A 22,989-nucleotide genomic window follows, 5' to 3' on the forward strand; every position below is an offset into this window, starting at 1 on the left:
CTCAGAGCCGCGCCATCACCTCCTGCATGACCTTCCGGGCGGCCTGCGAGAACTCGTGGTCGCGGTGGTGGATGATGAAGTAGGGCGTGACGCTGATCTGTTGCCGCAGGTCCAGCGCCTCGAGTGCTACGTTCAGCGACGACCGGATGAGCAACTGCGCGACCTCGTGTGATTGCGGCGCGATGGCGGTCGAATTCTCGATCAACGCCAGCATGACCAGCAGCGACGAGGAACTGGTGATCATGCCGGGGATCGGGATGCCCGCCATGTGGAAGGCATTCTCGACCGCGGACCGGATCGGGTTTCCGCGCTGCTGGATGATCCATTCGTAGTCGGCCATGTCGGCAAGGCCCAGCCCGCGCCGCCCGAGCAGCGGATGACCGCGATGCACCACCAGCGTCACCACTTCCGAGCGCGCCGGAAGCAGGCGGAAATGGCGCGTGTCGTAATCCGCCGGCGGTCGCGCGAGGATGAAGTCGAAACGGTCCTCCTCGAGCCCGCGAAAGAGGTCGGCGGAGGTTCCGACCTCGACCGTCGGCTCGATGTTGGGTGCCGTCGCGCGGACGTTTCGAAGTGCGGGAACCAGCGTGCCCGCCGCCGGTCCGGTGACGGAACCGACGCGCACGGTCCCGACGCGGCCATCGCGGACGTCGGTGACCTCGGTTTCCAGCGCGTCGAACTCGGCGAGGATCGCGCGGGCGCGTCGGACGAAGATGCCGCCGACCTCGGTCAGCTCCATGCCTTTCGGATGACGCCGGAACATCGGGCCGCCCGCCGTCCTCTCGAGGTCGGACAGCATCCGCGAGGCCGCCGGCTGCGACATGCCCATCGCATCCGCGGCGGCCTGGAGCTTGCCGGTCTCCGCCACCCGGATCAGCAGGCGCATCTGGTTGGGTTTGAGCAGCATGCCGCGTGGTTCGACTATATCGTTTTTGTTATGCAGATTTTCGATATTGTCATTTTACAGGTATGTAAAGCGGGTGTAGGCCACGGGGCGGATCGCGTTATCCGTTTCGAAAGAAAATGAGGTCCGCCCAACGCGCGGACCCGGTTCTCGGGAGGAACCAATGAAACTCAAGCATCTTCTGGCCACCGCTGCGGCCACACTCGTCATGTCCTCGGCCGCGTTTGCCGAGGGCACCGTCGGCATCGCGATGCCGACCAAGTCTTCTGCGCGCTGGATCTCCGACGGCGACTCGATGGTCGAACAGTTCCAGGCCGCGGGCTTCGAGACCGACCTGCAATACGCCGAGGACGATATTCCGAACCAGCTTGCCCAGATCGAGAACATGATCACCAAGGGCGTCGACGCGCTGGTGATCGCGGCCATCGACGGGACCACCCTGTCGAATGCGCTCGAGAACGCGGCGGCCAGCGGCATCAAGGTCATCGCCTACGACCGCCTGATCCGCGACAGCGAGAACGTCGACTATTACGCCACCTTCGACAACTTCAAGGTCGGCGTGCAGCAGGCGACGAGCTTGGTGAGCGGCCTCGAAGAGCGTTTCCCCGACCAGTCGCCTTGGAATGTCGAGCTGTTCGGCGGCTCGCCCGACGACAACAACGCCTACTTCTTCTATGACGGCGCAATGTCGGTACTCCAGCCGATGATCGACGAGGGCAAGATCGAGATCGTCTCGGGCCAGACCGGCATGGACACGGTCGGAACGCTGCGCTGGGACGGCGCGGTGGCGCAGGCGCGGATGGATAACCTTCTGTCGGCACATTACACCGACCAGCAGGTGCACGGCGTGCTCTCGCCCTACGACGGGCTTTCCATCGGCATCCTGTCCTCGCTCAAGGGCGTCGGCTACGGCTCGGGCGATCTTCAGATGCCGATCGTGAGCGGCCAGGACGCCGAGGTGCCGTCGGTCAAGTCGATCCTCGCGGGCGAGCAGTACTCGACCGTCTTCAAGGACACGCGCGAACTTGCGCGGGTGACCGTGGGCATGGTCGAGGCAGTTCTCGGCGGCGGCGAGCCCGAGATCAACGATACCGAGACCTACGACAACGGCGTCAAGGTCGTGCCGTCCTACCTGCTCGAGCCGGTGTCGGTCGATGCCTCGAACTGGGAAGAGATCCTGGTGGGCTCCGGCTACTACAGCAAGGACCAGATCGAGTAATCGAGGAAGTGAAACCGGCGGCCCGCTGCGGCGGGCCGTTCCGGGCAGGGGGCGATCATGACAGCGCTGCTGGAAATGCGGTCGATCAGCAAGGAATTTCCGGGCGTCAAGGCGCTCGATAATGTCACGCTGTCGGTCGCGAAGGGCGAGATCCACGCCGTCGTCGGCGAGAACGGCGCCGGCAAGTCGACCCTGATGAAGGTGTTGTCGGGCATCTACCCGCATGGCACTTACGACGGCGAGATCCACTATGACGGCGCCGAGGCGCGGTTCGGCGGGATCGCCGACAGCGAGCGCGACGGCATCATCATCATCCACCAGGAGCTCGCGCTCGTGCCGCTCCTGTCGATCGCCGAAAACCTGTTCCTCGGGAACGAGATCGCCACCGGCGGCATCATCGACTGGCACGAAACCAACCAGCGCACTGAAGGGTTGCTGCGCAAGGTCGGCCTGCTCGAAAGCCCGACGACGCTGGTGGATTCGCTGGGCGTCGGCAAGCAGCAGCTGGTCGAGATCGCCAAGGCGCTGTCCAAGGAGGTGCGGCTGCTGATCCTTGACGAGCCGACCGCGGCGCTTTCGGAAGCCGACAGCGCGAAGCTGCTGGACCTGATGCTGGAGCTCAAGACGCAAGGTGTGACGCAGATCATCATCAGTCACAAGCTGAACGAGGTGCGGCGCGTGGCCGATACGGTCACCGTGATCCGCGACGGCTCGACCATCTCGACGCTCGACGCGCAGAAGGAAAAGATCACCGAAGACCGCATCGTGCGCGACATGGTGGGCCGCGACATGGCGCACCGCTACCCCGAGCGCCAGCGCGTGGCAGGCAAGGAGCTCATGGTGGTGCGCGACTGGAACGTCTGGCACCCCGAGCATGGCGACCGGCAGGTGATCCACGATGTCGGCTTTACCGTGCGCGCGGGCGAGGTCGTCGGCATCGCGGGGCTGATGGGCGCGGGTCGTACGGAGCTGGCGATGAGCCTTTTCGGACGGGCCTACGGGCGCAACGTCACGGGCACGGTGGAAATCGACGGCGCGCCTGCGGACGTTAGCACCATCGACCGGGCGATCGCCGCGGGGCTCGCCTATGTCACCGAGGACCGCAAGAGCCTCGGCCTCGTCATCGACGAGACGATCCAGAAGAACGTGACGCTTGCGAACCTGTCCGGCGTGTCCTCGGGCGGGGTGCTGAACGAGCGCGAGGAGACCCGCGTCGCCGAACGCTACCGCAAGGCGATGAACATCCGCACGCCGAGCGTCTTTCAGAAGGTCGTGAACCTTTCGGGCGGCAACCAGCAGAAGGTGGTGCTATCGAAATGGCTCTTTTCCGAGCCGGAGGTGCTGATCCTCGACGAACCGACGCGCGGCATCGACGTGGGTGCCAAGTTCGAAATCTACGGAATCATCAACCAGCTCAGCGCGGACGGCAAAGGGGTCGTGATGATCTCGTCGGAACTGCCCGAGCTGCTGGGCATGTGCGACCGCATCTACGTGATGAACGAAGGCCGCTTCGTTGGCGAACTGGACGCCGCGGAAGCCAGCCAGGAACGCATCATGTCGATGATCGTGACCGAATAGAAAGCCGGAACCTATGGAACAGACAGCCACATCGCAGGGCGGCGGCACCACGCAAAGCATCGGTGCCTACCTGCGCAGCAATCTTCGGGAGTACGGGCTGCTGATCGCGCTTATCGGGATCATGGTCTTCTTCCAGATCGTGACCGACGGCACGCTGCTGCGCGCGGTCAACATCACCAACCTGCTGCTTCAGAACAGCTATATCATCATCATGGCGCTGGGCATGCTCATCGTCATCGTGTCGGGCAACATCGACCTGTCGGTGGGCTCGGTCATGGGGTTCATCGGCGCGCTAGCGGCCGTGATGATCGTGAACTGGGGCATGGGTGTGCTGATCACCATGCTGGCCTGTCTCGTGGTCGGCGGCATGATCGGCGCGGCGCAGGGCTATTTCGTGGCCTACTGGAAGATCCCGTCTTTCATCGTGACGCTGGCGGGGATGCTGGTCTTCCGGGGCTGTTCGCTCTGGCTGCTCGAAGGCCAGTCGGTGGGACCGTTCCCGCGCGAGTTCCAGATGATCGCCAACGGCTTCGTTCCGGATGTCTTCCCCGAAGGCCTTGGCGCGGGTCTCGCCACGCTGTTTGCAGAACGTCAGTTCAACGTGCTGGCGCTGCTGACCGGCCTCGTCGCCGCAGCTGTGATCGTCTGGATGGGCATGCGCCAGCGCGCGCGCAACAAGGCCTACGGGATCGAGGACGAGCCGCGCGCATTCTTCGTGACGCGCAACGCGATTGTTGCCGTGGCGCTGGTCTTCATCTGCTACAAGCTCGCGACCTTCCGCGGCCTGCCCAACGTGCTGATCACGATGGGCGTGCTGACGATCATCTACGCCTTCATCACCGAGAAGACGACGCTGGGGCGCCGGGTCTACGCGCTGGGCGGCAACGAGAAGGCGGCGAAGCTGTCCGGCATCCGCACCGAGCGCCTGACTTTTCTTGCCTTCACCAACATGGGCGTGCTCGCCGCCGTCGCCGGGCTGGTCTTCGCTGCGCGCCTGAACACGGCGACGCCGAAGGCGGGCTTTGCGCTCGAACTCGATGTGATCGCGGCGGTCTTCATCGGCGGCGCCTCGATGTCCGGCGGCGTCGGCAAGATTGTCGGTGCCGTGGTGGGCGCGTTCCTGATGGGCGTGCTCAACAACGGCATGTCGATCATGGGCATCGGCATCGACTACCAGCAGGTCATCAAGGGCCTCGTGCTGCTCGCTGCGGTGTTCTTCGACGTCTACAACAAGAGCAAGCAGAGCTGACGCCTGCACGGCAAGAAGGAGACTCCGGAATGGCGTTCGAACCCAAGGAATGGCCGCGCAAGCTGCGGTCGCAGGAGTGGTACGGCGGCACCTCGCGCGACACGATCTATCACCGCGGCTGGCTGAAGAACCAGGGCTATCCGCACGACCTGTTCGACGGGCGTCCGGTGATCGGGATCATGAATACCTGGTCCGATCTGACGCCCTGCAACGGGCACCTGCGCGAGCTGGCCGAGAAGGTGAAGGCCGGTGTCTGGGAGGCGGGGGGCTTTCCACTCGAGGTGCCGGTGTTCTCGGCCTCGGAAAACACCTTCCGCCCGACGGCGATGATGTTCCGCAACCTCGCCGCGCTGGCGGTCGAGGAACAGATGCGCGGCCAGCCGATCGACGGCGCGGTGCTGCTGGTGGGCTGCGACAAGACCACGCCGTCGCTGCTGATGGGTGCGGCCTCGACCGACATCCCGTCCATCGTCGTGACCGGCGGGCCGATGCTGAACGGCTGGTTCCGGGGTGAACGGGTCGGGTCGGGCACGCATCTGTGGCGCTTTTCCGAGGCGGTGAAGGCGGGCGAGTTCAGCCAGGAGGATTTCCTCGAGGCCGAGGCGGCGATGTCGCGCTCGTCGGGGACCTGCAACACGATGGGTACGGCCTCGACGATGGCCTCGATGGCCGAGGCGCTGGGCATGGCGCTCTCTGGCAACGCGGCGATCCCTGGTGTCGACAGCCGGCGGCGCGTGATGGCGCAGCTGTCCGGGCGGCGCATCGTGCAGATGGTCAAGGATGACCTCAAGCCATCGGACGTCATGACCAAAGAGGCCTTCGAGAACGCGATCCGCACCAACGGGGCGATCGGCGGCTCGACCAACGCGGTCGTTCACCTGCTGGCGCTGGCAGGCCGGGTCGGGGTCGACGTGACGCTGGACGACTGGGATCGGCTGGGCCGGGATGTCGCGACCATCGTGAACCTGATGCCCTCGGGCAAGTACCTGATGGAGGAGTTCTTCTACGCGGGTGGTCTCCCGGTCGTGCTGAAACGCCTCGGCGAGGGCGGGCAGTTGCACAAGGACGCGCTGACCGTCTCGGGCACGACGATCTGGGACGAGGTCAAGGATGTCACCAACTGGAACGAGGACGTGATCCTGCCTCTCGAGAAGGCGCTGACCCGGCAGGGCGGCATCGCTGTGCTGAAAGGCAACCTCGCGCCGAAGGGGGCGGTTCTGAAACCCTCGGCGGCGACCAAGGAGCTGATGACCCACAAGGGCCGGGCCGTCGTCTTCGAGGACATCGACGACTACAAGGCCAAGATCAACGACGACGCGCTCGACATCGACGAGACCTGCATCATGGTGCTCAAGAACTGCGGGCCGCGCGGCTATCCGGGCATGGCCGAGGTCGGCAACATGGGCCTGCCGCCGAAGATCCTGAAAAAGGGCATCACCGACATGGTGCGGATCTCGGACGCGCGCATGTCCGGCACCGCCTACGGCACGGTCGTACTGCACACCTCGCCCGAGGCCGCGGCAGGTGGCCCGCTGGCGGTGGTGCGCGACGGCGACACGATCGAGATCGACGTGCCGAACCGCAAGCTGCACCTCGACGTGTCCGACGAGGAGATCGCGGAACGGATGAAGTCCTGGGCTCCGCCCGAGCATGAAGAAGCCGTTTCGGGCTACGCCTGGTTACACCAGGAGCATGTGCAGGGTGCCGATACCGGGGCAGACCTCGACTTTCTGAACGGCTGCCGTGGCTCGGCGGTCGGGAAGGACTCGCATTGATGGAGATCGCACTCGTCGGCATCGGCAAGATCGCCATCGACCAGCATGTGCCCGCGATCTCGGCGAGCCCGGACTGGGAACTCACCGCCACGGTGTCGCGCCATGGCTCGGTGGAGGGCGTTCAGGCCTATACCGACTTCGATGCCATGCTGGAGGAACGGCAGGACATCCGCGTTGTCTCGCTCTGCATGCCGCCGGTGCCGCGCTTCGACTACGCCGCGCGCGCGATCCGCGCGGGCCGGCATGTCATGCTGGAAAAGCCGCCCGGGGCCACGCTGTCGGAGTGTCACGCGCTCGTCGATCTTGCGCGCGCGTTCCGCGTGTCGCTGTTCGCCACCTGGCATTCGCGCGAGGCTGAACAGGTCGCTGCCGCGAAGGCCTGGCTTGCCGACAAGCGACTCGAGCGCCTGAGCGTGACCTGGAAAGAGGACGTGCGGCGCTGGCACCCGGGCCAGGAGTGGATCTGGCAACCGGGCGGCCTTGGCGTTTTCGATCCGGGCATCAACGCGCTGTCCATCGTCACGGAAATCCTGCCCGACCCGATCCACCTGACCTCGGCCGTGCTCGAGGTGCCGCAGAACCGGCAGGCGCCCATCGCGGCGAGTCTCGATTTCCACCACCCCGCCGGGGCCTCCGTCACGGCCGTCTTCGACTGGCGGCAGGAGGGCGATCAGACCTGGACCATCGAGGCCGCCACCGACGCGGGACGGATGGTGCTGACCGAGGGCGGCGCGCGGTTGGCGATCGACGGGGTCGAACAGAGCGCGCCCGAGACCGAAGGTTTGACCGGCGAATACCCAAGCCTCTACGCGAAGATGGCGCGCTACGTGACGGCTGGCGAAAGCGACGTCGACCTGTCCCCGATGCGGCATGTCGCCGATGCCTTCACGCTTGGACGGCGCGAGACCGTCGACCCGTTCGTCGAGTGAACCCGTGGCCGTCGCGGACATAGACTTCCAGGCGGTCCCGCCGCCGCCCGCGCGGTTCGGAGAAACGCAGGCGGGCGATGCGGTGAGCTTCGTTCAGATCCGGAACGGAAGCGTCGCCGCCAACCTGATGACCTGGGGCGCGAGCCTGCAGGACCTGCGCCACGAAAGGCTGCCGCACGCCCTGGTGCTCGGCAGCCCGCGGTTCGAACCCTATCTCGGCAAGATGCGTTTCTTCGGGGCGGTGGTTGGGCGTGTCGCGAACCGGATCGCTGACGGGCGCGCGACGATCGACGGGCAACCGCTTGCACTTGACCGCAACGAGGACGGGCGCACGATGCTGCACGGCGGACGCACCGGGACCGGGACCGTGAACTGGACGCTCGAGGGCAGCGACGAGACCTCCTGCCGCTTTTCGCTGATCTGCCGCGACGGGCAGGATGGGTTCCCGGGAAACCTGTCGCTGAGCGTCACCTACCGGCTGGAAGCGGACGGTACGCTGGTCTTCGAGGCCGAGGGCCGGACGGATGCGCCGACCTTCTGCAACCTGGCGCATCACGCGTACTGGAAGCTCGACGGGCGTCCCGACCTTTCGGGACACCGCATGATAGTGAACGCGACGCATTACCTGCCGGTCGACGAACGGCAAATCCCGTCGGGCGATCCGGCCCCTGTCGAAGGCACACGGTTCGACTTTCGTGGTCCGCGTCCTGTTGTCGGCGCGAACGACCCGCTGCTCGATCACAACTTCTGCCTAGTCCGCTCCGAGGGGCTGAGGCCGGCGTGTTCTCTGCGCACCGACCTGGCCCAGCTTGACGTCGAAACGACCGAGCCAGGGCTGCAGGTCTACGAGGGGCGCCTCATCGACACCGCGCCCGCGCCGGGACATGGCGGCACCCCCTACGGTGCGCGGGCCGGCGTCGCGATCGAGCCACAGGGGTGGCCAGATGCGCCGAACCGGGCCGAGTTCCCCTCGGTGCGCCTCGAACCCGGCGACACCTACCGACAGATCTCGCGCTTTCGCGTCAGCCTGCCGACATCTTGAAAGGACAGACCATGAAATCTCCTCTGACCGGCATCCTGCCTGTCGCCCCCACGCCTTTCACCGACGACGGGAGCGTCGACGAAGAAGGCATGCGGCGCGTTCTCGATTGCATGATCGACCAGGGCGTGGACGCGATCTGCATCCTGGCCAACTACTCCGAACAATTCGTTCTGAGCGATGACGAGCGTGCGCAGCTGATGCGGCTGAGCCTCGAGCATGTCGCCGGCCGCGTGCCGGTCATCGTGACCACGAGCCATTTTTCGACGCAGGTTGCGGTCGCGCGGGCCCGTTCGGCGGCCGAAATGGGCGCGTCGATGATTATGATGATGCCGCCTTATCACGGCGTCGGGCTGGTGCCGGACGAGCAGGGTATCGTCGAGCATTTCCGCGCCGTCAGCGACGCGATCGATGTCCCGATCATGGTGCAGGACGCGCCGCTCTCCGGGGTCAAGCTCTCGGTTCCGCTGCTGGCGCAAATGGCGCGCGAGATCGAGAACGTCGCCTATTTCAAGATCGAGGTGCCGTTTGCCGCCGACAAGCTTGCGGCGCTGATCGAGGCCGGTGGCGCAGATATCGTCGGACCGTTCGACGGCGAGGAGGCGGTGACGCTGCTGGCCGACCTCGATGCCGGTGCCACCGGGTCGATGACCTCGGCGATGTTCCCCGAAAAGATCCGGCCCATCGTCACGAAGCATCTCGAAGGCGATACCGACGGCGCGCTGGAACAGTGGAAACTGTGCATGCCGCTGATCAACCACGAGAACCGGCAATGCGGATTGCGGGCTTGCAAGACGGTGTTCAGGGAGGGCGGCGTGATCCGAAGCGATCACGTGCGGCACCCGCTCAAGCCGATGTCGCAGCGCACCAAGGACCGGCTGCTGTTGCTGGCGCGCGATCTCGATATCCTCGCGCTGCGCTGGGGCAAGTGACGCTTCAGGTCGCGGTCATGAAATAGCTGTCGAAGATCGGACCGCACGCGGCCCCGATGCTGCGGGCGTGAAGGCCGATCGTGCCTTCCTCGATCCTCGGCGCGATCAGGCCACGCTGGTCGAGCGTGGCCAGCTCGTCCCGCGCGGTCCCGACGATCCGGTTCCGGACATCTGCGGGGAAGGCGCCGTCGATGAGGATGGCGTCGAAGTCTATCACCGCGCAGACCGAAAGTGCTGCGCGGGCCAGGGCCTTGCCGACGCGCTCGATCCAGGGGTCGAGCAGATGGTCCATCCCGCTCCAGTCCTGCGGTTCCTGCCAGAGCCCTTCGCGCGGCAGGCCGGCGTCGATCAGCGCCGTCTCGAGCCGGAAGATCGAGGCCTCGTCGATCAGCGAATGCTCTTTTCCATCCGCTCCGACCATGCGCAGCGCGCCGAAGGCGCCCGCATTGCCTTTGGCACCTTCGTGGACCGACTGGTTGATCACCACGCCACCGCCGACGAAGGCGCCGACGAAGAAGTAGGCGTAGTCGCGGAACTCCTTGCCACGCCCGAAGTGATGCTCGGCGCGGCAGGCGGCTGTGGCGTCGTTGACGATGGTGACCGGCAGCGCGGTGAACCGTGCGATCTCGTCGCGGAAATCGATGCGGCGCCAATGCTGGAAATCCTCGCTGGTCGCGCCGACAAGTTCTTGCCAGTTCCAGATCTCGTGCGGCGCCGCCACGCCAAGACCGGCGATCCGTTCGCGATCCCGGGACGGCATCCGCTTGAGGATGTCGGAGAGCCCGGCGGCGAAGAAGTCAAAGATATCCTTGGGATTGGGATAGGGAAAGTTCAGGCGATGCTGCTTGCGAACCGCGCCGACGAAATCGATCAGCATCAGCTCGGCGCTGCGCCGCCCGATCTTGAGGCCGAGCGAGAAGACGCCGTCGGGCGCCAGGGCCATCGGGATCGACGGCTTGCCGACCTTGCCCTTGGTCGGCGCGCCGGGTGCGAGCAGACCGTCCTGTTCCAGCTTGCGGGTGATCACGGACGCGGTCTGCAGCGACAGGCCCGAGATCCGCGCCAGTTCGCTGCGCGGCATCGCCCCGTAGCGCTGGATCATCGACAGCATCAGGCGCTCGTTGAAATCGCGCAGCCCGCTCTGGTTGATCCCGGTGCGCAGTGCGGCGATCTTCGAGGTGTCCGCGTCCGCCGGCATGTCGATATCTCCCTGCGCGAAACCTAGCGTCGTCGTATTTATAAATCAAGTTTAGTTATTTATTGACAGCCAAGACGGAATCGTTGTTATCTCTTTTGACGCGTGGCCTAATGGGTGCGCGGAACGGGGCTGGGCCCCGACAGATCCAATGGGAGGATACCATGAAAAAGATTCTTGCGGGGACCGCACTGGCCCTGGCAGCCACGACCGGAACCGCGTTCGCGCAGGACACAAGCGCCTGCCTGATCACCAAGACCGACACCAACCCCTTTTTCGTCAAGATGCGCGAAGGTGCGGCTGCAAAGGCCGAGGAGCTCGGCGTCGAGCTGAAGTCCTTCGCCGGCAAGGTCGACGGCGACCACGAGACCCAGGTTGCGGCCATCGAGACCTGCATCGCGGACGGGGCCAAGGGCATCCTGATAGCCGCGTCGGACACCTCGTCCATCGTCTCGGCCGTACAGCAGGCGCGGGATGCCGGGTTGCTGGTCATCGCGCTCGACACGCCGCTCAACCCGATCGACGCGGCCGATGCGACCTTTGCCACCGACAACTTTCTTGCCGGTGAACTGATCGGCCAATGGGCGGCGGCAACGCTGGGCGATGCCGCGGCGGATGCCAAGATCGCGATGCTCGATCTCGCCGTCTCGCAGCCGACCGTGGGCGTTCTGCGCGACCAGGGTTTCCTCACCGGTTTCGGCATCGACGTGAAGGATCCCAGCAAGTGGGGCGACGAAGATGACCCGCGCATCGTCGGCAATGACGTAACCGCCGGCAACGAGGAAGGCGGCCGCAAGGCGATGGAGAACCTGCTGGCCACCGACCCGATGATCAACGTGGTCTACACCATCAACGAGCCAGCCGCGGCAGGCGCCTACGAAGCGCTGAAAGCGATCGGCCGCGAAAACGACGTGCTGATCGTCTCGGTCGACGGCGGTTGCCCCGGCGTGCAGAACGTCGCGGACGGCGTCATCGGTGCAACGTCGCAGCAGTACCCGCTGCTGATGGCGTCGCTCGGCATCGAGGCGATCGCCGCCTGGGCCGCGGACGGCACCAAGCCCGAGCCGACCGAAGGCAAGGACTTCTTCGACACCGGCGTGGCGCTGGTCACGGACCAGCCTGCCGACGGCGTCGAGTCGATCTCGGTCGAGGAAGGCATGGACAAGTGCTGGGGTTGATCCCGGCCTGACCAGCGCGAGGCGGTCCGGCCGCCTCGCACACAAGGACGGCACCTGCCGCGCGCGAGCCGACGGCAGGTACCCGACGACGCTGCCCCGTTGGAGAACCCGATGTCAGACACGTCCAAAGGACAAGACTACGAACAGTCGCTTTCCCGGAGTTCCGCCGAAGTTGCGAGCTTCGCGGACGAACGGACCGGCTTTGTTCACAAGCTTCAGCATACGCTGCACGTGACGCCGTCGCTGGTGCCGCTGATCGTGTTGCTGGCCGCGATCCTGGTCTTCGGCCTTCTGCTCGGGACAAAGTTCTTCTCGCCCTTCGCGCTCACCCTGATCCTGCAGCAGGTGCAGATCGTCGGCATCCTCGGCGCGGCCCAGGCGCTGGTCATCCTGACCGCCGGCATCGACCTCAGCGTCGGTGCGATCATGGTGCTGAGCTCGGTCGTCATGGGGCAGTTCACGTTCCGCTACGGGCTGCCCACGCCGATGGCGATCGGCTGCGGCATCGCCTGCGGGGCGCTTTGCGGCTTCATCAACGGCTGGCTCGTCGCCAAGGTCAAATTGCCGCCATTCATCGTGACGCTTGGCATGTGGCAGATCGTACTGGCCACCAACTTCCTTTACTCCGCGAACGAGACCATCCGCAGCCAGGAGATCGCCGAACAGGCGCCGATGCTGCAGCTTTTCGGGGCCAAGGTGACCGTTGGCGGCGCGGTGTTCACCGTCGGCGCGATATTCATGGTGCTTCTGACGCTCGTGCTTGCCTATATCCTGAGGCACACAGCATGGGGGCGGCATGTCTACGCCGTCGGCGATGATGCCGAGGCGGCGGAACTATCCGGGGTGCAGGTCAGCCGCGTGCTGATCCAGGTCTACATGCTCTCGGGCGTCATCTGCGCCTTCGCGGGCTGGGCTCTGATCGGGCGCATCGGTTCGGTCTCTCCGACCTCAGGCCAGCTTGGCAACATCGAAAGCATCACCGCCGTGGTGATCGGGGGCATCTCGCTTTTCGGCGGACGCGGTTCGATCCTCGGCATGCTCTTCGGGGCGCTGATCGTCGGTGTGTTCACCCTCGGCCTGCGCCTGCTCGGCGCGGATGCGCAATGGACCTACCTGCTCATCGGCGTGCTGATCATCGGCGCCGTCGCGGTCGACCAGTGGATCAGAAAGGTGTCTGCGTGATGGAACCGATCCTGCAAGGCAAGAACCTCGTCAAGCGCTACGGCAAGGTCACCGCCATCGACCACGCGGATTTCGAGCTTTATCCGGGCGAGGTTCTCGCGGTCATCGGCGACAACGGTGCGGGCAAGTCCACGCTGATCAAGGCGGTCTCGGGCGCGGTGGTGCCCGACGACGGCGACGTGTACCTCGAAGGCAAGAAGGTGCATTTCACCTCGCCGCTCGACGCCCGCGAGCACGGCATCGAAACCGTCTACCAGCAGCTTGCGATGTCGCCGGCACTGTCGATCGCCGACAACATGTTCATGGGGCGCGAGCTGCGCAAACCCGGATTCATGGGCAAGTGGCTGCGCCAGCTCGACCGGTCCGCGATGGAAAAGTTCGCCCGCGACAAGCTCAACGAGCTGGGGCTGATGACGATCCAGAACATCAACCAGGCGGTGGAAACCCTGTCCGGCGGTCAGCGCCAGGGTGTCGCGGTGGCCCGGGCGGCGGCCTTCGGGTCGAAGGTCGTCATCCTCGACGAGCCGACGGCGGCGCTGGGTGTGAAGGAAAGCCGCAAGGTGCTGGAACTGATCCTCGACGTGAAGTCGCGCGGCATTCCGATCGTGCTGATCAGCCACAACATGCCGCATGTCTTCGAGGTCGCCGACCGCATCCACATCCACCGGCTCAGCAAGCGGCTCTGTGTGATAAACCCCAAGGAACATTCGATGTCTGATGCGGTGTCCTACATGACGGGAGCGGCGGTTCCGGACGGGGTCGAGGCCGTGTGATGCACTTCGATCCGGGGCTCGAAGGTCTTGCGTCGCGGATCACCGCCGCGCCAAGCAAGGGCGCGCGGCGGATCGTGGCGCTGGCCGGTGCGCCGGCCAGCGGAAAGTCGACCCTCGCCGAGGCGCTGGCAGAACACCTGTCGGCCAACGGCTTTCCGGCGCGGATGGTCCCGATGGACGGGTTTCACCTCGACAATCTTGTTCTGAGCGCGCGCGGGCTGCTGTCCCGAAAAGGCGCGCCCGAGACCTTCGATCTCGCCGGGTTCCAGACGCTGGTGCGGCGCCTGTCGGAGGGCGGCGAGGTCATATTCCCTGTCTTCGACCGATCGCGCGAAATCGCCATCGCCGGGGCCGGTGTGGTTCCTGCGGATTGCGAGACGGTGATCCTCGAGGGCAACTACCTGCTTCTCGATGAACCCGGATGGCGCGATCTGTCGACGCTCTGGGACCTGTCGGTGCGCGTCGATGCCGACCTCAAGACCCTGCGATCCCGGCTGCTCGACCGCTGGTCCGGGTACGGTCTGAGCTTCGATGAGGCCACCGAGAAGGCGGAAGGCAACGACATCCCGAACGCGGAACGGGTTCTCTCAAACGCGCTGCCCGCGGATATCGTCTGTACGACGGCCCCGGCGCAAGAGCAGCGCCAGGCCGAGGAGGCAAGCCGATGATCCTGTGCTGCGGGGAAGCCCTCATTGACATGATCGAGACGCGTCGTGCGGATGGCGGCAGCAATTTCGAGGCGCATGCCGGCGGGGCGGTGTTCAACACGGCGATCGCACTTGGCCGGCTGCGCGCGCCGGCCGGGTTCCTGTCCGGCCTGTCGAGCGACCTTTTCGGCGGCGTGTTGCAGCAGGCGCTGGCGGACAGCCATGTCGACACGTCGAACTCAATTATCTCGGACCGTCCGACGACCCTGGCCTTCGTGCGCCTGACCGATGGCAACGCCACGTATACGTTTTACGACGAAGGGACTGCGGGGCGCATGCTCGACCCGGAAGACCTGCCCGACCTCTCGCCAGACGTGACCGCCTGCTATTTCGGCGGCATCAGCCTGATCAGCGAGCCTTGCGCGGATTTCTACGCCGCCCTCGCGCGTCGTGAGGCGGAAACGCGGGTGATCATGGTCGATCCGAACATCCGGCCCACCTTCATCAAGGATCTCGAGCGATACCGCGCGCGGCTGGCCTCGATTCTCGAGGTGGCCGACATCGTGAAGGTGTCGGACGAGGACCTGCACTGGATCGTCCAGGGAACCGATTCGATCGCCGACAAAGCCCGCGCGCTGCTGGAGGCGGGACCGCGCATCGTGGTGCTGACCCGGGGCAGCGAGGGCGCCACCGCCTATTTTGCAGACGGACGGGAGGCACACGCCACGTCACGCAAGGTCGAAGTGGTGGACACCGTCGGCGCAGGCGATACGTTCAATGCAGGGCTTCTCGCGAGCCTTGCGGAACAAGGCGTGCTTGGAAAGGAAAAGCTGGAGACCCTTGACCCCGAAACGGTGGAGAAGGCGCTGGCCCACGGGGCCGTCGTCGCGGGAGTGACCGTTTCACGCGCCGGGGCGAACCCGCCCTGGGCGCACGAATTGCCGAAATCCGGCTGACGGGAGGCGTGCCGGACATCCCTGAAAACATTCCCTGAGCAGAAGAACCCCTTCACATGCTGAACAGAGTCACTGAAGACATTGATGCGCAGACGCTCGAAGCGTCGATCCTGCGGCACCTGAAAAGCTCGCTGGGCAAGGACCCGGCTCATGCCACGACCTACGATTGGCGCATGTCGCTGGCGCTGTCGTTGCGCGACCTCGTGATCGAGCCGTGGTTCGAGACCACGCGCAAGACCTACCGGACCGCCGGCAAGCGGGTCTATTACCTGTCGATGGAGTTCCTGATCGGACGCCTGATCGAGGACGTGGGCATGAACCTCGGCCTCAACGAGATCGCGGCACAAGCACTGGAACAGCTTGGGCAGGATTTCGATCACATCGTGTCCGACGAACCCGACGCGGCGCTGGGCAACGGCGGGTTGGGCCGGCTGGCGGCCTGCTTCATGGACAGTCTCGCGACCCTCTCGATTCCGGCCTACGGCTATGGCATCCGCTACGAGCATGGTCTTTTCGAGCAGCATTTCGAGAACGGCGAACAGGTCGAGACCGCCGAAGGCTGGCTGGCGCAGAAACACGCCTGGGAATTCGAGCGGCCCGAAGTGCGCTACCCGATCCGCTTCGGTGGTCACGTCAGCGAAAGCGACGGCCACTGCGTCTGGCATGCCGACGAGACCGTGCTGGCAGTGGCCTACGACACGCCGGTCGTGGGCTGGAAGGGCAAATGGGCGAACACCCTGCGGCTCTGGTCCGCGAAGCCCCTGAAGCTCTTCGACCTCGAGGCGTTCAACCGCGGCGACTATGTCGGAGCCAACGCGCCGGAGCGGCTGGCGCGGACCATCTCGCGCGTGCTCTACCCCGACGACACGACGCAGGAAGGCAAGGAACTGCGGCTGAAGCAGGAGTATTTCTTCACCGCTGCCTCGATCATGGACATCCTGCGGCGCTTCATCGCGGAAGGCCATGACATCGACACCCTGGCCGACCACGTGGCGATCCAGCTCAACGATACTCATCCGGCGATCGCCGGGCCGGAACTCGTTCGCCTGCTGACCGACAACCACGAGGTGCCGATCGACCGGGCCATCGACATCGCCCGCGATTGCCTGGGCTACACCAACCATACCCTGCTGCCCGAGGCGCTGGAACGTTGGCCCGAGGGTCTGTTTGCGCGCATCCTGCCGCGACATCACCGGATCATCGAGATCATCCAGGACACCCACCGGTTCGTGTCGGGCAGCCACGTCAACATCATCGAACATGGCGACGTGAAGATGGGCGAACTGGCCTTCGTCATGGCGCACAAGGTCAACGGCGTCTCGGCGCTGCATTCCGACCTCGTCAAGGAGACGGTCTTTGCCGATCTGCACCGGGCCTACCCGGACCGGATCGTCAACCAGACCAACGGCATCACGCCGCGGCGCTGGCTGCATTCGTGCAACCCGGCGCTGCGCGACCTGATCGACGAGACCATCGGCACCGGCTGGGCCGACGATCTGGAACGGCTCGAAGGCCTCAAGGCGCATGTTGACGACGCCGGGTTCCAGGACAGGTTCCGGTCCGCGAAAGCCCACAACAAGGCGCGGCTCTCGCAATGGCTGCTCAAGCGTGACGGGTTCCGGGTGGACCCGCAGGCGATGTTCGACGTGCAGATCAAGCGCATCCACGAATACAAGCGCCAGCACATGAACATCCTCGAGACCATCGCGCTCTGGAACGACATCCGCGACAATCCGAACGGCGACTGGACACCGCGGGTCAAGTTCTTCGGCGGCAAGGCGGCACCGGGTTACGTGCTGGCCAAGTCGATCATCCATCTGATCAACGACGTGGGCCGCGTGATCAACTCCGACCCGGTCACCCGCGACCTGCTGCAGGTGGTCTATCCGGAAAACTACAACGTCTCGATGGCCGAGATCGTGATCCCGGCGTCGGATCTCTCCGAGCAGATCTCGACCGCGGGCAAGGAAGCGTCGGGCACCGGCAACATGAAGCTGTCGCTCAACGGCAGCCCGACGATCGGTACGCTCGACGGGGCCAACGTGGAGATCCGCGATCACGTCGGAGAGGAGAACTTCTTCCTGTTCGGTCTGACCGCGCAGGAAGTGGTGGAGCGTCGCGGTCACGCGGGGTACGCCCGCGCGGCCATCGACGCCAGCCCGCGGCTCAAGCGCGTTCTTGGCCAGATCTCCGACGGGGTTTTCTCGCACGGCGATCATCATCGCTACGACGCGCTGGTGCGGAACCTCTACGAGCACGACTATTTCCTCGTGACCTGCGATTTCGACGACTTCTACGCAACCCAGCGCCGGGTCGACGGAGCCTATCGGGACGTTCCGGCTTGGACCCGGATGGCCGCGATGAACACCGCCGGCATGGGGTGGTTCTCGTCTGATCGCACGATCAGGGGTTATGCCCGTGACATCTGGAACGCGGAGTCGCTGACCGACTGAAAAGGGGGCTTCCCGTGGCACTGACATCCGACGACGACGCGCGGCAACTCGCCGAGGGGCGACATCCGGACCCGTTCTCGGTTCTGGGGCAGCACGTGGTCGATGGCAGGTTGGTGCTGCGGGCGGTCATTCCCGGGGCGCAAGATGTCGAGGTGCTGGATGCCAAGACCGGACGCAAGGTCGTTGCGCTATCCGAGCACCCGCAGGCCGCTGGTGTCTTCGAGGGGGTCGCTGCGCGGCGCAGGAAGCCGTTTGCCTACCGCCTGCGCGTCACGCGCGACGGCCACAGCTGGGAGCAGGGCGACGCCTACCGCTTCGGCCCCGTGCTGGGCGCGCTTGACGAGCACCTGATCGGAGAGGGCGCGCACCTGCGCCTCTGGGACAAGCTCGGGGCGCACGTGATGTCCCACGAAGGCGCGGAGGGCGTGCATTTTGCGGTCTGGGCGCCGAACGCGCGGCGTGTCGCGGTCGTGGGCGACTTCAACGACTGGGACGGCCGGCGCAACCCGATGCGCCGCCGCGGTCAGACCGGTGTCTGGGAGATCTTCATTCCCGGCCTGGGCGAAGGCGAGACCTACAAGTACGAATTGCACGACCCGCAGGGCAACCTGTTGCCGGGCAAGGCCGACCCGTTCGGTTTCGGCGCCGAGCATCCGCCGCGCACCGCGTCGGTGGTTCGGCGGCTCGACGGCCATGAGTGGGACGACGGCGACTGGATGCAAACCCGTGCCGAGGCGCACCGCATCGACAGTCCGATCTCGGTCTACGAGGTGCATCTGGGGTCCTGGCGGCGCGTGCCCGAAGACGGCAACCGCCCGCTGTCCTACGCCGAGCATGCCGAACAGCTGGTGGGCTACGTCAAGGACCTCGGCTTTACCCATATCGAGCTGATGCCGATCTCGGAGTTCCCGTTCGAGGGATCCTGGGGCTACCAGCCGATCGGACTTTACGCCCCGACGATCCGGCACGGCACGCTGGCCGAGTTCCGCGCCTTCGTTGCGGCGGTGCACAAGGCCGGGCTGGGCCTGATCCTCGACTGGGTGCCGGGCCATTTCCCGACCGACATCCACGGGCTGGGGCTCTTCGACGGCACGGCGCTTTACGAGCATGCCGACAAGCGCGAGGGGTATCACCCGGACTGGAACACGCTGATCTACAACTACGGACGCCGCGAGGTTTCGAACTACCTCGTCGCCAACGCGCTCTACTGGCTGAAGGAGCATCACGTCGACGGGCTGCGTGTCGATGCCGTGGCCTCGATGCTCTACCGCGACTATTCGCGGAAGGCGGGCGAATGGGTGCCGAACGAACATGGCGGGCGCGAGAACCTCGAAGCGATCGCCTTCCTGCAGCGCATGAACCGCATCGCCTACGGCGAAGTGCCTGGCATCCTGACCGTGGCCGAAGAGTCGACCGCATTCCCCGGGGTGAGCGCGCCCACGGACGGCGGCGGCCTCGGCTTCGGGTACAAGTGGAACATGGGCTGGATGAACGACACCCTGTCCTACATGCACGAGGACGCGGTGCATCGGAAGTACCATCACCACAAGCTGACCTTCGGCCTGCACTACGCGTTCTCGGAGAACTTCGTGCTGCCGATCAGCCATGACGAGGTGGTGCACGGCAAGGGCTCGATGCTGAACAAGATGCCGGGCAACGGAGAGGAGAAATTCGCCAACCTCCGGGCCTACTACGGCTTCATGTGGGGCCATCCGGGCAAGAAGCTGCTCTTCATGGGCTGTGAATTCGCGCAAGGGGCAGAGTGGAACCACGACGCCTCGCTCGATTGGCACCTGCTGGAACGCCGCGAACATGCCGGTTTGCAGGCACTGGTGCGCGACCTCAACACGCTCTACCGCAAAACCCCGGCGCTGCACCGTCTCGACAGCAAGCCAGAGGGTTTCGAGTGGATCGAGGAGAACGCGGCCGACGAGTCAATCCTCGTCTGGCTGCGCAAGAGTGATAACGGCGCACCGCCGGTTCTGGTCGTGTCGAACTTCACGCCGGTCGAGCGCAGCGATCGGCGCATTGGCGTGCCCGAGGCCGGGCGCTGGGCGGAACGGTTGAACACAGATGCCGCGTCCTATGGTGGCGGAAACCGCGGCAATATGGGCGGCGTTGACAGCGAAGAGGTCGCTGCTGCGGGGCGTCCGCATTCGATCCGGATCACGCTGCCGCCGCTTTCGACGCTCTTTTTCGAACTCGAAAGGTCCTGAGAATACCGACGAAAGATTACCGACGATCAAGATTACACTAGGGAGGAACGAAGTGATGCAATCCGAAAGCGAACGGCTGGCGCAGCAGACGATGGCATTCGTGCTCGCCGGGGGACGTGGCAGTCGTCTTTACGAGCTGACCGACCGGCGCGCGAAACCGGCGATGTATTTCGGCGGCAAGACCCGGATCATCGACTTTCCCCTCTCGAACGCGGTCAATTCCGGCATCCGCCGGATCGGCGTGGCCACCCAGTACAAGGCGCATTCGCTGATCCGGCACCTGCAGCGCGGCTGGTCCTTCTTCCGGGCCGAGCGCAACGAGTCGCTCGACATCCTGCCCGCCTCGCAGCGCATGGACGAGGAGAACTGGTATCGCGGCACTGCGGACGCGGTGACCCAGAACATCGACATCATCGAAGGCTACGGGCCGAAATACATCGTGATCCTCGCCGGCGACCACATCTACAAGCAGGACTACGTCAAGATGGTCGAGCACCACATCGACAGCGGCGCGGACGTGACCGTCGGCTGCATCGAGGTGCCGCGCAAGGAGGCGAGCGCCTTCGGGGTCATGCATGTCAACGAGAACGACGTGATCATCGACTTCATGGAAAAGCCCAAGGATCCGCCGGCGATGCCCGGCCATCCCGACCTCGCACTGGCGAGCATGGGGATCTACATTTTCGAGACGGAGTACCTCTTCGATTTGCTGCTTGCGGATGCCAAGGACAGCAATTCCGAGCACGATTTCGGCAAGAACATCATCCCAGACATCGTCAAGAACGGCAAAGCCGTGGCGCATCCGTTCAGCCGCTCCTGCGTGCGCACCGGGCTCGAGCGCGAGGCCTACTGGCGTGATGTCGGCACCGTCGACGCGTTCTGGCAGGCCAACATCGACCTCACCGATTTCGAGCCCGAGCTGGACCTCTACGACAACAGCTGGCCGATCTGGACCTATTCCGAGCTGACGGCACCCGCCAAGTTCATCCACAACGAGGAAGGGCGTCGCGGTCACGCGGTTTCGTCGATGGTGTCGGGCGGCTGCATCATCTCCGGGTCGAGCCTCGAACGTTGCCTGATGTTCACCGGGGTGCGCACGCACTCCTTCTCGCAGCTCGACGGGGTCGTCGCGATGCCCTACGTCGAGATCAAGCGCAAGGCCCAGCTGACAAACGTCGTGATCGACCGGGGCGTCGTGATCCCCGAGGGGCTGGTGGTGGGCGAGGATCCCGACCTCGACGCCAAGCGCTTTCGCCGCACGGCGAACGGCATTACGCTGATCACCCAACCGATGATCGACAAGCTGGAGAGCTGACAAGAATGAACGTCCTGTTTGTCGCCTCGGAATGCGCGCCATTCGTCAAGACCGGGGGGCTTGCCGATGTCATCGGCGCGGTGCCCAAGGCGCTCGGCAGTATCGGCGCGCAGGTGAAGGTCATGCTTCCGGCCTATCCGGCATTGGCGATGCATGTCGCCTCCGGGACCGAGGTCGGCGGCTTCGGCGATCTTTTCGGCGGTCCGGCCCGCCTTGTTGCCGCCGAGGCCGACGGGCTAGACCTGCTGCTGCTCGACGCGCCGCATCTCTTCGATCGTCCCGGTAACATCTACCTCGACCAGAACGGGAAGGACTGGTTCGACAATCATCTGCGCTTCGGCGGGCTGTGTTTCGCTGCGGCCCAGGTCGCACAGCATGGCGCAGCCGGGTGGCGTCCGGACCTCGTGAATGCGCATGACTGGCAGGCGGGCCTGGTGCCCGCCTACCTGCGCCAGACCGGCGTCACGCCGCCGCCGGTCGTCATGACGATCCACAACATCGCCTTCCAAGGCCTGTTCCCGCAGGACGTGCTCGAGGTCTTGCGGCTCGACCGCAGGCTCTTCACGCCCGACGCGCTGGAATTCTACGGCCAGCTCGGGTTCCTGAAATCGGGATTGGCACTGTGCGACGCGATCACAACAGTCAGCCCGACCTACGCGCGCGAGCTTCTGACGCCCGACTTCGGCATGGGGCTCGAAGGGCTCTTGCAGGAGCGCCAGAAGGATCTGACGGGCATCCTCAACGGCATCGACGTCGAGATCTGGAACCCCGAGACCGATCCGCATCTCGCCAAGCCCTACGGGCTGCGCAGTCTCAAGAGCAAGGCTGCGAACAAGACCGCGTTGCGCAAACGCTTCGGTCTCGAAGCCGCCGTCGCTGGCCCGCTCTTCTGCGTCATCAGCCGCCTGACCACGCAGAAAGGACTGGACCTGCTGGTTGACTGTCTGCCCGACCTCGTCGCCGAGGATGCGCAACTGGCGCTTCTGGGAAGCGGGGAAGGCTGGATGGAGCAGGCGTTCGCGGAGGCTGCCACGCGGTTCCCCGGCCGGGTCGGCACGATCATCGGCTACGACGAACCTCTGTCGCACCTGATGCAGGGCGGCAGCGACGCGATCCTGATCCCCTCGCGGTTCGAGCCCTGCGGCCTGACCCAGCTTTATGGTCTGCGCTACGGCACCTTGCCGGTGGTCGCGCGCACCGGGGGGCTGGCCGACACGGTCATCGACGCGAATGAGGCGGCGCTGACCGCGAATTGCGCCACCGGTCTGCAGTTCGCCCCGGCAACGGCCGAGCGGTTGCGGCAGGCCATCGTCCGCACCTGCGCGCTCTACCGGGACCAGAAGACATGGGCGGGCATGATGCGCCGGGCGATGCGGCATCCGGTCGGCTGGGACGGATCTGCGGCAGCCTACGCGGCGGTCTACGACAGGCTCCTGCCGGCAAGGTGAC

18 protein-coding genes are annotated in these 22,989 nt (G+C 65.2%); 16 read left to right on the forward strand and 2 right to left on the reverse strand.

Going from position 1 to position 22,989, the window contains the following annotated elements; translation table 11 throughout:
* Position 1: 1 nt before the first annotated feature.
* Positions 2-907, reverse strand: a complete 906-nt coding sequence (locus R5H30_RS13125; RefSeq protein ID WP_318328873.1) for a LysR family transcriptional regulator — start codon at positions 905-907, stop codon at positions 2-4.
* 160 nt (positions 908-1,067) lie between these two features.
* Here R5H30_RS13125 and chvE point away from each other — a divergent pair, with 160 nt between their 5' ends.
* From chvE to R5H30_RS13160, 7 genes are read left to right on the forward strand one after another with little or no spacing between them, the layout of a single operon-like run.
* Positions 1,068-2,123 (forward strand): multiple monosaccharide ABC transporter substrate-binding protein, encoded by a 1,056-nt coding sequence (gene chvE / locus R5H30_RS13130; protein ID WP_318328874.1) that lies wholly within the window; start codon positions 1,068-1,070, stop codon positions 2,121-2,123.
* A 57-nt stretch (positions 2,124-2,180) separates the two neighbouring features.
* On the forward strand, positions 2,181-3,701 hold the full coding sequence (gene mmsA / locus R5H30_RS13135) for a multiple monosaccharide ABC transporter ATP-binding protein (protein ID WP_318328875.1): 1,521 nt from the start codon (positions 2,181-2,183) through the stop codon (positions 3,699-3,701).
* A gap of 13 nt (positions 3,702-3,714) precedes the next feature.
* Positions 3,715-4,950 (forward strand): multiple monosaccharide ABC transporter permease, encoded by a 1,236-nt coding sequence (gene mmsB, locus R5H30_RS13140; protein ID WP_318328876.1) that lies wholly within the window; start codon positions 3,715-3,717, stop codon positions 4,948-4,950.
* 29 nt (positions 4,951-4,979) lie between these two features.
* Positions 4,980-6,725: an L-arabinonate dehydratase gene (gene araD / locus R5H30_RS13145; protein WP_318328877.1), complete on the forward strand. Its 1,746-nt coding sequence runs from the start codon at positions 4,980-4,982 to the stop codon at positions 6,723-6,725.
* On the forward strand, positions 6,725-7,654 hold the full coding sequence (locus R5H30_RS13150) for a Gfo/Idh/MocA family protein (protein WP_318328878.1): 930 nt from the start codon (positions 6,725-6,727) through the stop codon (positions 7,652-7,654). The genes araD and R5H30_RS13150 overlap by 1 nt, the downstream gene beginning before the upstream one ends.
* Before the next feature lie 4 nt (positions 7,655-7,658).
* Positions 7,659-8,696 carry an aldose epimerase family protein gene (locus R5H30_RS13155; RefSeq protein WP_318328879.1) on the forward strand — a complete coding sequence of 346 codons (1,038 nt, stop codon included), beginning with the start codon at positions 7,659-7,661 and terminating at the stop codon, positions 8,694-8,696.
* Positions 8,697-8,707: 11 nt separating this feature from the next.
* On the forward strand, positions 8,708-9,625 hold the full coding sequence (locus tag R5H30_RS13160) for a dihydrodipicolinate synthase family protein (RefSeq protein WP_318328880.1): 918 nt from the start codon (positions 8,708-8,710) through the stop codon (positions 9,623-9,625).
* 4 nt (positions 9,626-9,629) lie between these two features.
* Here R5H30_RS13160 and R5H30_RS13165 read toward each other — a convergent pair whose 3' ends face one another.
* The gene (locus R5H30_RS13165; RefSeq protein WP_318328881.1) at positions 9,630-10,823 is read right to left on the reverse strand and encodes an ROK family transcriptional regulator; all 1,194 of its coding nucleotides are present in this window, start codon (positions 10,821-10,823) and stop codon (positions 9,630-9,632) included.
* 161 nt (positions 10,824-10,984) lie between these two features.
* Here R5H30_RS13165 and R5H30_RS13170 point away from each other — a divergent pair, with 161 nt between their 5' ends.
* The 9 genes from R5H30_RS13170 (at position 10,985) to glgA (ending at position 22,988) form a co-directional block, all read left to right on the forward strand.
* On the forward strand, positions 10,985-11,998 hold the full coding sequence (locus R5H30_RS13170) for a sugar ABC transporter substrate-binding protein (protein ID WP_318328883.1): 1,014 nt from the start codon (positions 10,985-10,987) through the stop codon (positions 11,996-11,998).
* 111 nt (positions 11,999-12,109) lie between these two features.
* The gene (locus R5H30_RS13175) at positions 12,110-13,180 is read left to right on the forward strand and encodes an ABC transporter permease (protein ID WP_318328884.1); all 1,071 of its coding nucleotides are present in this window, start codon (positions 12,110-12,112) and stop codon (positions 13,178-13,180) included.
* A complete protein-coding gene (locus R5H30_RS13180) occupies positions 13,180-13,953 on the forward strand; it encodes an ATP-binding cassette domain-containing protein (protein ID WP_318328885.1) in 774 nt (257 codons plus the stop codon). Before R5H30_RS13175 ends, R5H30_RS13180 begins: the two co-directional genes overlap by 1 nt.
* A complete protein-coding gene (locus R5H30_RS13185; protein WP_318328886.1) occupies positions 13,953-14,621 on the forward strand; it encodes a nucleoside triphosphate hydrolase in 669 nt (222 codons plus the stop codon). Before R5H30_RS13180 ends, R5H30_RS13185 begins: the two co-directional genes overlap by 1 nt.
* Positions 14,618-15,556 (forward strand): carbohydrate kinase family protein, encoded by a 939-nt coding sequence (locus tag R5H30_RS13190; RefSeq protein ID WP_318328887.1) that lies wholly within the window; start codon positions 14,618-14,620, stop codon positions 15,554-15,556. The genes R5H30_RS13185 and R5H30_RS13190 overlap by 4 nt, the downstream gene beginning before the upstream one ends.
* A 56-nt stretch (positions 15,557-15,612) precedes the next feature.
* Positions 15,613-18,009 carry a glycogen/starch/alpha-glucan phosphorylase gene (locus R5H30_RS13195; protein ID WP_318328888.1) on the forward strand — a complete coding sequence of 799 codons (2,397 nt, stop codon included), beginning with the start codon at positions 15,613-15,615 and terminating at the stop codon, positions 18,007-18,009.
* Between the two features lie 14 nt (positions 18,010-18,023).
* Positions 18,024-20,225, forward strand: a complete 2,202-nt coding sequence (gene glgB / locus R5H30_RS13200) for a 1,4-alpha-glucan branching protein GlgB (protein ID WP_412105139.1) — start codon at positions 18,024-18,026, stop codon at positions 20,223-20,225.
* A 55-nt stretch (positions 20,226-20,280) separates the two neighbouring features.
* Positions 20,281-21,540, forward strand: coding sequence for a glucose-1-phosphate adenylyltransferase (glgC, locus tag R5H30_RS13205; RefSeq protein WP_318328889.1), 1,260 nt, complete (start codon positions 20,281-20,283; stop codon positions 21,538-21,540).
* 5 nt (positions 21,541-21,545) lie between these two features.
* Positions 21,546-22,988 (forward strand): glycogen synthase GlgA, encoded by a 1,443-nt coding sequence (gene glgA / locus R5H30_RS13210; protein WP_318328890.1) that lies wholly within the window; start codon positions 21,546-21,548, stop codon positions 22,986-22,988.
* Position 22,989 lies beyond the last annotated feature (1 nt).

This window comes from Roseobacter sp. FCG-D35 (assembly GCF_033436665.1).
In the GTDB taxonomy this organism is placed as follows: Bacteria; Pseudomonadota; Alphaproteobacteria; order Rhodobacterales; family Rhodobacteraceae; genus JAWQFO01.